We start from the raw sequence: 8,375 nt of genomic DNA, 5'->3' as shown, positions 1-8,375 counted from the left end.
CGCTCCCCCAGCCCTGCCCCGATCTCCCCGAGCACCTCGGCCGAGCCGTCGACGAGGCGGATCTCCCGCCACGCCGTTCCGGCGTCGTCCGCCTCGCGTCCGTCCACCGGCAGCCGCCGCGCCGCGACGCGGTCGTCGGCCACCTCCGCGAGGACCGCACCGGTGGCGTCGACCAGGCGGCGCAGGCTCCGCTCGGTGGTGACCTCCGCGACCGGGACGAGCGCCGCCCCGCCGCCGTGCACCCGCACCATCGCGCGGATCCGGGCGGGGACGGTGCGCGTCCCGCGCCCCGGCGGCAGGGTCACCTCCGGCCGGGCCCCGCCGCGCGCCGCACCCAGCAGCTGCCACCCGGCATCGTCCCCGCCCCGGCGGCGGCGCACCGTCACGCCGGCCGCCGTCAGGCGCAGGTCGGGGGTGTCGAAGTACGTCGCGACGAGCTTCTGCCGCACGGGCCCGCCCTCGGTGACCGCCGACGCCGGGTCGGCGGCGCCGCCGGCGTGCACCAGCTCGAGCAGCGGGGGCAGCTCCTCCGCGTCGTCCGTCTCGAACGCGGTCCCGGCTCCTGGCTGAACGGAGGGCATACCGAAGGTGTACCGCACACCGACCGGGGATGTCGGGTCGTCGCCGGGCAGCGCCTCGCGTCGACCTCCGACGTGGTGCCGGACACACTGGCCGTCGTCGGGACCGACCGGACGGGAGGACCACCATGCGCCGCTGCCTGATCGTCGCCAACCAGACCCTCTCGGCCGAGGTGCTCGGCCGCACCGTGCAGGAGCGCCTCGCGGCCGGGCCGCACCGGTTCTTCCTCGTCGCGCCGGCCACCCCGGTGCCCGAGGAGTCCGACGGCCCGGGCGCCTACGCCGCCGCGGGACCGTCCGCGGAGGACCGGGCCTTCGCGCTGGCCCGGCAGCGGCTCGACCGGGCGCTGGACCGGCTGCGTGGGCTCGGCGCGGAGGTGGACGGCGAGGTCGGCGACCCGGACCCGCTGCAGGCGGTCCGCGCCGCGCTGGGGCACTTCCCGGCAGACGAGATCATCGTGTCGACCCTGCCGCGCGGGCTGTCCCAGTGGCTCCGCCGCGACCTGCCCGCCCGCCTCCGGAGGGCCTGCGGGATCCCGGTCACCCACCTCGCCGCGCAGGCGGGGGGTGACGCGCACCCCTGACCGGTCCGGCCGGGAACCGCGGCGGGGCCCGGGCGCGTTGCTCAGGCAACCGGCACCCCGCCCTGCCCGAGGAGCACCATGACCACCCTGCCGCCGACCGATCCCGCCCTCGCCCTGGAGCTGGGGGAGCTGGGTGACGGGGGCGAGCTGTCCTGGCTGACGTCGCTGGACCCGGCGGTCCTCGCCGTCCTCGGCGGCACGCTGCTGGTCCTCCTCCTGATGGCGGCGCTCGCCGGGTGGCTGGTGCTCCGGCGCGTGCGGCGCAGCCCGCTGGTGGCGCGGAGCCGGGAGCTCGCCTCGCGCGGGCGGGAGCTCGGACTGCAGGGGGCGACCGCGGTGGCGGCGCGGCGCCTCCCGCCGGGCTCCCGGCGCACCGCGGCGGAGCTGCAGCTCGAGGTCGCCCGTGCCCGGGACCGGCTGCGCCACCACGTGGTCACCGCCCGCGCTGCCGGCGCCCACCTGGGTGAGATCCCGGAGCTGCTGCCCTCCCTCGAGGCCGAGGGCACCCGCCTGGAGCAGCGCCTGCGCCAGCGGGCGCTGGCCGCCGACCCGGCCGACCGGTCCGACGTCGAGCCCGAGGCGCGCGACTACCTCGCGACCGTCGCCGACGTCTGCGACGCGGTGCTGGAGGCGGAGCGTGCGGTCTCGGCCGCGCGCCCGGTCACCGGCGTCGCCGATGCGGTCGCCGCCCTGCGCGCGCACACGAGCGCCTACCAGGAGCTCACTGCGCCGCCGGCCCCGCCCCGGCTGCCGTCGCCGGCACCGGAGACCCCCGACCGACGGTGAGCACCGCCAGGTAGGCGGCCAGCCCCAGCACCAGGCAGCCGGCGATCGCCGGGAGGTAGGAGCCCGAGGCGTCGACGGCCGCGCCGGCGACCGGGGCCCCGACGGCGCTGCCGATGCCGGCGCTCGTGTAGAGCACCCCGAGCAGCCCGCCGAGCCGGGTGGTGCCGAAGCGCTCGGCCACGACCGCGGGCCCGATGGCGACGAACCCGCCGTAGCCGACGCCGAGCACCACGGCGAAGACGACCAGCACGCCGTACCCGCTCCCCAGCCACCACAGCGCGAAGCTCAGCCCCATCGTCAGGAAGCACCCCTGGAAGGCGCGCAGCGTGCCGACCCGCGCGGCGACCACGCCCAGCAGCAAGCGGCCGGCGGTGCTCGCCAGCCCGATCACCCCGACCAGGGCGGCCGCCGCGACCCGGTCGACGCCCTGCTGCACCGCGTAGCCGGGCAGGTGCACGAACGGGACGAAGAGCGCCACGGCCATGAGCCCCGAGGCCAGGTACAGCCGCCGGTAGTCCGGGTTCCGCACCGCCTCGCGCAGCGTCAGCGCGGCCGGGCCGGACGCCACCGGTGCGGGCTGCACGACCAGCGCGCACAGCCCGAGCACCACCGCGCCGCCGAGCCCCAGCACCAGGTGGGTGGTGCGCCACCCCACCTCGCCGATCAGCGCGGCCGCGAGCGGTGCCACGGCGAGCGTCCCCAGGCCGATGCCGGTCACCGACACCCCGACCGCCAGGGTGCGCCGCCGCTCGAACCACCCGCTGACCACCGCGACCATCGGGACGTAGGCGCAGGCGACCCCGATGCCCACGCCCAGGCCGTAGGTGACCAGGCCGATCCACAGCTCCCCGGCCAGCGACGTCGCGGTCAGCCCGGCGCCGAGGGCGACGGCGCCGGCGAGCAGCACCCGGCGCGGGCCGTAGCGGTCCACCGCGACACCGCTGAGCGCGCCCAGGCCGAAGTAGGTGAGCGAGGTCAGGGCGAAGAACGCCGACGTCGCCCCGCGGCCGGAGCCGAACTCCTCCGCCATGGGCGCCAGGAAGGCGCCGAAGGAGTAGGCGATGCCGAAGGTGACGAACATCCCGGCGAACGCCGCGGCGACCACGCCCCAGCCGCGGGTGGAGTCGACCGCTGCCGGGGGGCGCATGGTCCCGGACCATACGAGACGCCCGGGACCTCAGGGCCGGAAGGGCAGGACCACCACCTCCGAGTCCTGCGACGGCGGCTCCTCGTCGAACTGGCTGTCCACCAGGAGCAGCTTCCCCCGGGCGACGTCCGCGGTGGTCAGCACCCGCTCGGGGTCGGTGGCCACCTCGGTGACGACCTGCGCCGCGGTGGCGTGGCGGTCCAGCCGCAGGTAGGTGAGCAGGCGCGGGAAGTTGCGGACGGCGACGAGCGTGCGCCCCTCGACGACGAGGCCGTCGGCGGAGGCGAGGTCGGCGTCCGCGGTGTCGACGAGGGTCGGCGCCGCCGTCGCCAGGTCGAAGCGCCACAACTGGCCGGCCGCGCTGTGTGCCACCACCAGCGACCGGCGGTCGGGCGCCACCTCGATGCCGTTGAGCCCGAACGTGCCCGGCTCCTGCGGGATGGCGGCGGTCGCGTCCGACCACAGCGTCGCCGTCCAGCCCCCGTGCTCGCGGGCGACCCGGAAGACGCGCGGGGTCGTCGAGTCGGTGACGTAGGCGGCGCCGTCCGGGCCGACGACGACGTCGTTGAGGAACAGCGGGCCGTCCACGGGCATGCGCAGCGCCGCCAGCAGGTGGCGGTCGTCGTCGTAGACCCAGAGGTCGGGGGCGTCCGCCGGCGCGCCCTCCTGCGTGCGGTTGTCCCCGCCGGCGACGAACACCCGCTCGCGCCGGTCGGTGGCGATGCCCACGGCGGTGCGCCGGCCGTCGGCCAGGGCGGCGTCCTCGTCCAGCCACACCTCGGTCTCCGGGCGGTCGAGCCGGCCGCGGTGGACCTCCCCGCCGGTGGTCTCCGTGACGTAGAAGGTGCGCCGCTTGTCGACGACGTCGATGCCCTCGAACTGCGAGCCCCCGGGGTCACCGGACAGCAGGTAGGCGCCCGGCGGCCCGCCGCGGGGTGCGCCGTCCTCGGCGGCGACGGGTGCGGCGAGGGCGAGCACGAGCGGCGGGAGGAGGAAGACCACCGCAGCGGTGCGGCGGAGCGTCGGGCGCATGCGGCCTCCAGGCGGAGTGGCGTGGACCCCGTGCGTCCCACACGATGCCGCGGGCGGCCCGGGAGCGCCAGCGCACGCGGCACCGGGGACGGCGGCCCCCACATTGCGGGGGGCCGCCCCTCCCGTCTGCGGCTGTGGGACCTGCCGCCGCGCCGACCAGGGTGGTGCCACGGGGAGAGCACAGGTACCGAAACCCCGGAGATCAGCATGGAAACACCCGGCATCACCCGTCGCGACGCGCTGAAGATGGGCGTCCTGAGCGCCGCGGCGCTCACCTTCCCCCTGGCCGGCCCGCTGCGGGCCAAGGAGGCCTCCGAGCTCGACAAGGACCGGATCCCGCGGCCCTACACCCTCGCCTTCCGCCGGCCGCCGGTGCTGCGCCCCGTGGGCCGCATGGACGGGCGCGACGTCTACGTGATGACGCAGCAGCAGGTGCGGCGGCAGATCCTGCCCGGCGTCGCGACCACGGTGTTCGCCTACAACGGCACGGTCCCCGGGCCGACGATCCGCGTCCCGCGCAACCGCCCGGTCATCGTCCGCCAGATCAACGCACTGCCCGCCAAGCACCCGACGCGGGGCTACGTGCCGTGGACCTCCACCCACCTGCACAGCGGGGCGTCGCTGCCCCAGTTCGACGGTTACGCCAGCGACATCAGCCTGCCCGGCCAGTACAAGGACTACTTCTACGACAACACGGAGACGGCGCGGACGCTCTGGTACCACGACCACGGCGTCCACCACACCGCGGAGAACGTCTACATGGGCCTGGCCGGCCAGTACCACGTGCTCGACGGCCGGGAGAACGCCCTCGGGCTGCCCCGCGGCCGGTACGACGTGCCGGTCATGATCAGCGACGCGGCGTTCGCCGCGAACGGCGAGCTGCTGTTCGACGACAACGGCGAGAACGGCGTCATGGGTGACGTCATCCTGGTCAACGGCCGCCCCTGGCCGGTGCTGCAGGTCGAGCCGCGGAAGTACCGCCTGCGGCTGCACGCGGCGAGCATCGCCCGCGGCTTCACCCTCCGGCTCACCCGCGGCGCGGTCATGGTGGTGGTGGCCACCGAGGGCGGGCTCGTCCCGCAGGCCCAGCCGGTGGAGCGGCTCCGGATCGGCATGGCCGAGCGCTACGACGTCGTCGTCGACTTCGCCCCGTTCGCGGGCGAGCAGGTCGAGATGCGCAACGACGGGGTCGACAACTCCATCGACTACGACGACACCGACAAGGTCATGGCGTTCCAGGTGGGCAGCGTGGTCACCGACCCGACCAACAACGAGCTCCCGACCGTGCTCAACCCCGGCTCCCCCGTCACGGCACTGCGCGAGGAGGAGGCGGTGCGCACCCGGCACCTGGAGTTCCACCGGCAGAACGGCCTGTGGGTGATCAACGACCACACCTGGGAGGACGTCGTCCGCTCCGGCTACCGGAAGGCGATCGCCGACCCCGCCCCCGGTGACGTCGAGATCTGGAAGTTCACGACCTCCGGCGGCTGGTTCCACCCGGTGCACATGCACCTGACCGACTTCAAGATCCTCGACCGGGACGGCAAGGACCCCGAGCCGCAGGAGCTCGGCGCCAAGGAGACCGTCTACCTCGCCGAGGGCGAGGAGATCCGGGTGATCGCCGAGTTCGGTTCGGTCCTGGGCACCAACCCGGACCAGAGCGAGATCCGCCGCTCCGGGCGCTACATGATCCACTGCCACAACGTGTCGCACGAGGACCACGACATGATGACGCAGTTCTGGGTGGGCGGTGAGGGTGCCGGCCCCGACCCGATCACCACCGCGCCGCCGAAGCCGCTGCCGGCACCGCCCGTCCCGCCGATCACCTGAGCCCGTCGCGTCAGGGCTGCGTCCTCTCGTCCTCCGCCGTCAGCCACGCCCGCGCCGACCCGTAGTCCTCGGCGACCCCGAGGAGCCGGTAGCCGGTGGCGGTCCGCTCCAGCAGCAGCCAGGCGTGGTCGAACGCCTCGAGGACGGTGTCGTCGCAGCGGTCGGGCAGCCCGTGCGGGAAGCGGGCGGAGCGGATCTCGCGTTCGTGCGGCGGCGGTGTCACGGACATCGGTCCAGCCGGGAGGAGGTGACCGGAGCCCGATTCTGCACCGAGCGGATGCACCGGTCACCCCCGTCCCGCCGACGTCGGGCACCACCGTCCCCCGAGCGTCAGGTGAGGACCACACGCGTGCCCCAGCCGCGCAGCCACGCGACCGGCACCCGGTCCGTGCGCCGCTGCGTCGCCTGCCCCAGTTCGTTCGGGCGGCCGTAGAGCACGACCGGGACCTCGTAGACGCCGACGACCGGGTAGGCGTACAGCGACTGCCGACGGCCGCGCGGCGCCGCCGGGATCTGGCCGGACACCTGGAAGGTCTCGGCGTGCCCCTGCGTGAAGGTGCGCGAGCGCGAGGCCATCGTGGTGAAGCTCCGGGCCACCGACTCGTTCCAGCGGATGCCGCTGGTCACCGACGTCCCGAGCTTCTGCCCGAGCGTGAACATCTTCTCGATGCCGAACCCGACGGAGAGCTCCGAGGTGCTCGTCACCTGCTCGCTGCGCTCGGTACCCCGGGTCAACGTCGTGCTGGAGGTGACCGAGACCTGGCCGGTCCGCGCGTCGGACACCGACGCCTGCATGCTCAGGCTGTACTGCACCGGCCGGGGGTCCGAGTTCGCCCAGAGCAGCCGCCAGTACTCGGCGTGGACGGAGGCGTCGTCCAGCGCCCGCTCCTCGACCAGCCGCTTGCCGCGGAGCATCAGCTCGACCGGCCCGACGAGGTAGAAGCCCAGGCTCGTGGACGCGTAGTGCGCCGAGTAGCTGCCCAGCCCGCCCTCGTACCAGTGGTACTCGACGTCCAGACGGCGCAGCGGGTCATCGGCGTCGTAGGCCCGCCACCGGGTGGCTCCGTCGAGGTACAGCTCCACGACCCGCGACGTCTCGTCCGCCAGCTCGCTGCTGGCGATGGTCTTCCACGGCTGGTCACCCTGGCCCTCGAGCGGCACGACCGTGTACTGCTCCGGCCCGGTCCGCGCCCGCAGCCGCACCTTGAGGGAGGGGTTGCGGAAGTTGAGGACCGAGTTGGTGTTGGTGACCTTCAACCGGAACTTCGACGGCCCTCCGCCGGCCGGACCGCTCACCAGGTGGTAGAGGTGCTCCCGGCCGTCGCCACCCCGGATCTGCGTGAGGTCCACCCACTCGAGGCGGGCCGCACCGCTGCGCCGGCTCGACTCCCCCAGGTCGTCGTCCCCGTCCACGAGCCCGGCGTGCACCTCGGCGTCGTGCTGGGGCTCGGCCCATGCCTGCTCCGGCGCCGCGCCGGGCGCCGGAGCCGGGCCCCGGACGGCGACGGCCGCGCGGGCGGCGATCCCGGGCAGGTCGAGCCGGCCGGGGTCCCAGTGCGAGTTGTGCGGCACGTGCTGGTGACCGCACACCCCGGTGAACGCCTGCCACTCCGCGTCCGACATGCGGCACGACGCGCGCCGCCCGTAGCACTCGGAGCCGCCGGTGGCCCGCACGTTCGTCAGGTCGATCGGCACGAGGCGGGCCACCGGGGCCAGCACGCGGGTGGCCAACCACTCGAGGAGGTCGGCGGAGGCGCCGTCCATCTCGCGGGCGTAGCCCCAGCACTCCACCTGGACCGCCCGCATCCGGTTGGTGTGCGGGGTGCCGGAGGGGTGGGCCAGGGCGTACGCGCCGCGGTCCAGCGGGATCACCTGGAGCAGCAGGTCCTCCGACGGCATCGCCCAGAGATGCGGCGGTGCCCGGTGCCGGCCCGCCAGTGCCCGGAAGCCCGCCGCCGACGGCCGGCCCTCGATGGTGTGGAAGACGAACCGCCACGGGGCCCCGGTCACGTAGGGCAGGCCGGCGGCCTTCGGGTGGGGCAGCCGCTCGGCGCCCGGGACCCACAGCCCGGCCCCCGGCGGCGTCTCCTCGTCCACCTGCTCGTCCGACCGGCCGTCACCGCGCGGGTGCAGCAGCAGCTGCCCGGGGCCCAACCGGGCCGGCGCCGGATGCCCGTCACCGAGCACCGTGCACGACCCGGGACCCCGGCGGCCCAGGGCGACGTCGAGCAGCAGGTCCCCGTGCCCGACCGCAGCGGGCACGCGTTCGCCCGGCCGGCCGACCACCGCGAAGTGGCGGCCGACCCAGCGGGCCAACGATCCCTCCGGCCGGTACAGCACCTCCCGGAAGGCGCGGGCGGGGGGGACGGGCAGCCGGCGCCGGCCCGGTTGGGCCCCGGGCAGCTGCTGCTGCACCCG

General features: G+C 75.4%; 8 protein-coding genes. 3 read left to right on the top strand and 5 right to left on the bottom strand.

Annotated elements, in window-relative coordinates; genetic code table 11:
• Positions 1–581: CYTH domain-containing protein (locus E9549_RS21845; protein ID WP_236828698.1), on the bottom strand; the 581-nt coding region annotated here is incomplete at its 3' end.
• A gap of 125 nt (positions 582–706) precedes the next feature.
• Here E9549_RS21845 and E9549_RS21840 point away from each other — a divergent pair.
• Both E9549_RS21840 and E9549_RS21835 read left to right on the top strand, forming a co-directional pair.
• Positions 707–1,162 (top strand): hypothetical protein, encoded by a 456-nt coding sequence (locus E9549_RS21840; RefSeq protein ID WP_236828697.1) that lies wholly within the window; start codon positions 707–709, stop codon positions 1,160–1,162.
• 78 nt (positions 1,163–1,240) lie between these two features.
• Positions 1,241–1,948 carry a hypothetical protein gene (locus E9549_RS21835; protein WP_236828696.1) on the top strand — a complete coding sequence of 236 codons (708 nt, stop codon included), beginning with the start codon at positions 1,241–1,243 and terminating at the stop codon, positions 1,946–1,948.
• Here E9549_RS21835 and E9549_RS21830 read toward each other — a convergent pair.
• Together E9549_RS21830 and E9549_RS21825 are read right to left on the bottom strand one after the other, a co-directional pair.
• Positions 1,884–3,095 (bottom strand): MFS transporter, encoded by a 1,212-nt coding sequence (locus E9549_RS21830; protein ID WP_236828695.1) that lies wholly within the window; start codon positions 3,093–3,095, stop codon positions 1,884–1,886. The genes E9549_RS21835 and E9549_RS21830 overlap by 65 nt on opposite strands.
• Before the next feature lie 30 nt (positions 3,096–3,125).
• Positions 3,126–4,127 carry an SMP-30/gluconolactonase/LRE family protein gene (locus E9549_RS21825; protein WP_236828694.1) on the bottom strand — a complete coding sequence of 334 codons (1,002 nt, stop codon included), beginning with the start codon at positions 4,125–4,127 and terminating at the stop codon, positions 3,126–3,128.
• 207 nt (positions 4,128–4,334) lie between these two features.
• Between E9549_RS21825 and E9549_RS21820 the strand changes: the two genes are divergently transcribed.
• Positions 4,335–5,957: a multicopper oxidase family protein gene (locus tag E9549_RS21820; protein ID WP_236828693.1), complete on the top strand. Its 1,623-nt coding sequence runs from the start codon at positions 4,335–4,337 to the stop codon at positions 5,955–5,957.
• A 10-nt stretch (positions 5,958–5,967) separates the two neighbouring features.
• On the opposite strand, the gene E9549_RS21815 is transcribed toward E9549_RS21820, so the two are convergent.
• Both E9549_RS21815 and E9549_RS21810 read right to left on the bottom strand, forming a co-directional pair.
• Positions 5,968–6,186 carry a hypothetical protein gene (locus tag E9549_RS21815; protein WP_236828692.1) on the bottom strand — a complete coding sequence of 73 codons (219 nt, stop codon included), beginning with the start codon at positions 6,184–6,186 and terminating at the stop codon, positions 5,968–5,970.
• 101 nt (positions 6,187–6,287) lie between these two features.
• A partial coding sequence (locus E9549_RS21810) for a hypothetical protein (RefSeq protein WP_236828691.1) occupies positions 6,288–8,375 on the bottom strand: 2,088 nt, incomplete at its 5' end.

Source organism: Blastococcus sp. MG754426, assembly GCF_021699055.1.
Taxonomy (GTDB): domain Bacteria; phylum Actinomycetota; class Actinomycetes; order Mycobacteriales; family Geodermatophilaceae; genus Blastococcus.
This window is presented reverse-complemented; position numbering and strand designations above follow the sequence as displayed.

Bases quoted from the DNA above. Each gene is read 5' to 3' on its own strand.
- E9549_RS21825 (WP_236828694.1), bottom strand. From the start codon at position 4,127: ATGCGCCCGACGCTCCGCCGCACCGCTGCGGTGGTCTTCCTCCTCCCG.
- E9549_RS21815 (WP_236828692.1), bottom strand. From the start codon at position 6,186: ATGTCCGTGACACCGCCGCCGCACGAACGCGAGATCCGCTCCGCCCGC.
- E9549_RS21830 (WP_236828695.1), bottom strand. From the start codon at position 3,095: ATGCGCCCCCCGGCAGCGGTCGACTCCACCCGCGGCTGGGGCGTGGTC.
- E9549_RS21840 (WP_236828697.1), top strand. From the start codon at position 707: ATGCGCCGCTGCCTGATCGTCGCCAACCAGACCCTCTCGGCCGAGGTG.
- E9549_RS21835 (WP_236828696.1), top strand. From the start codon at position 1,241: ATGACCACCCTGCCGCCGACCGATCCCGCCCTCGCCCTGGAGCTGGGG.
- E9549_RS21820 (WP_236828693.1), top strand. From the start codon at position 4,335: ATGGAAACACCCGGCATCACCCGTCGCGACGCGCTGAAGATGGGCGTC.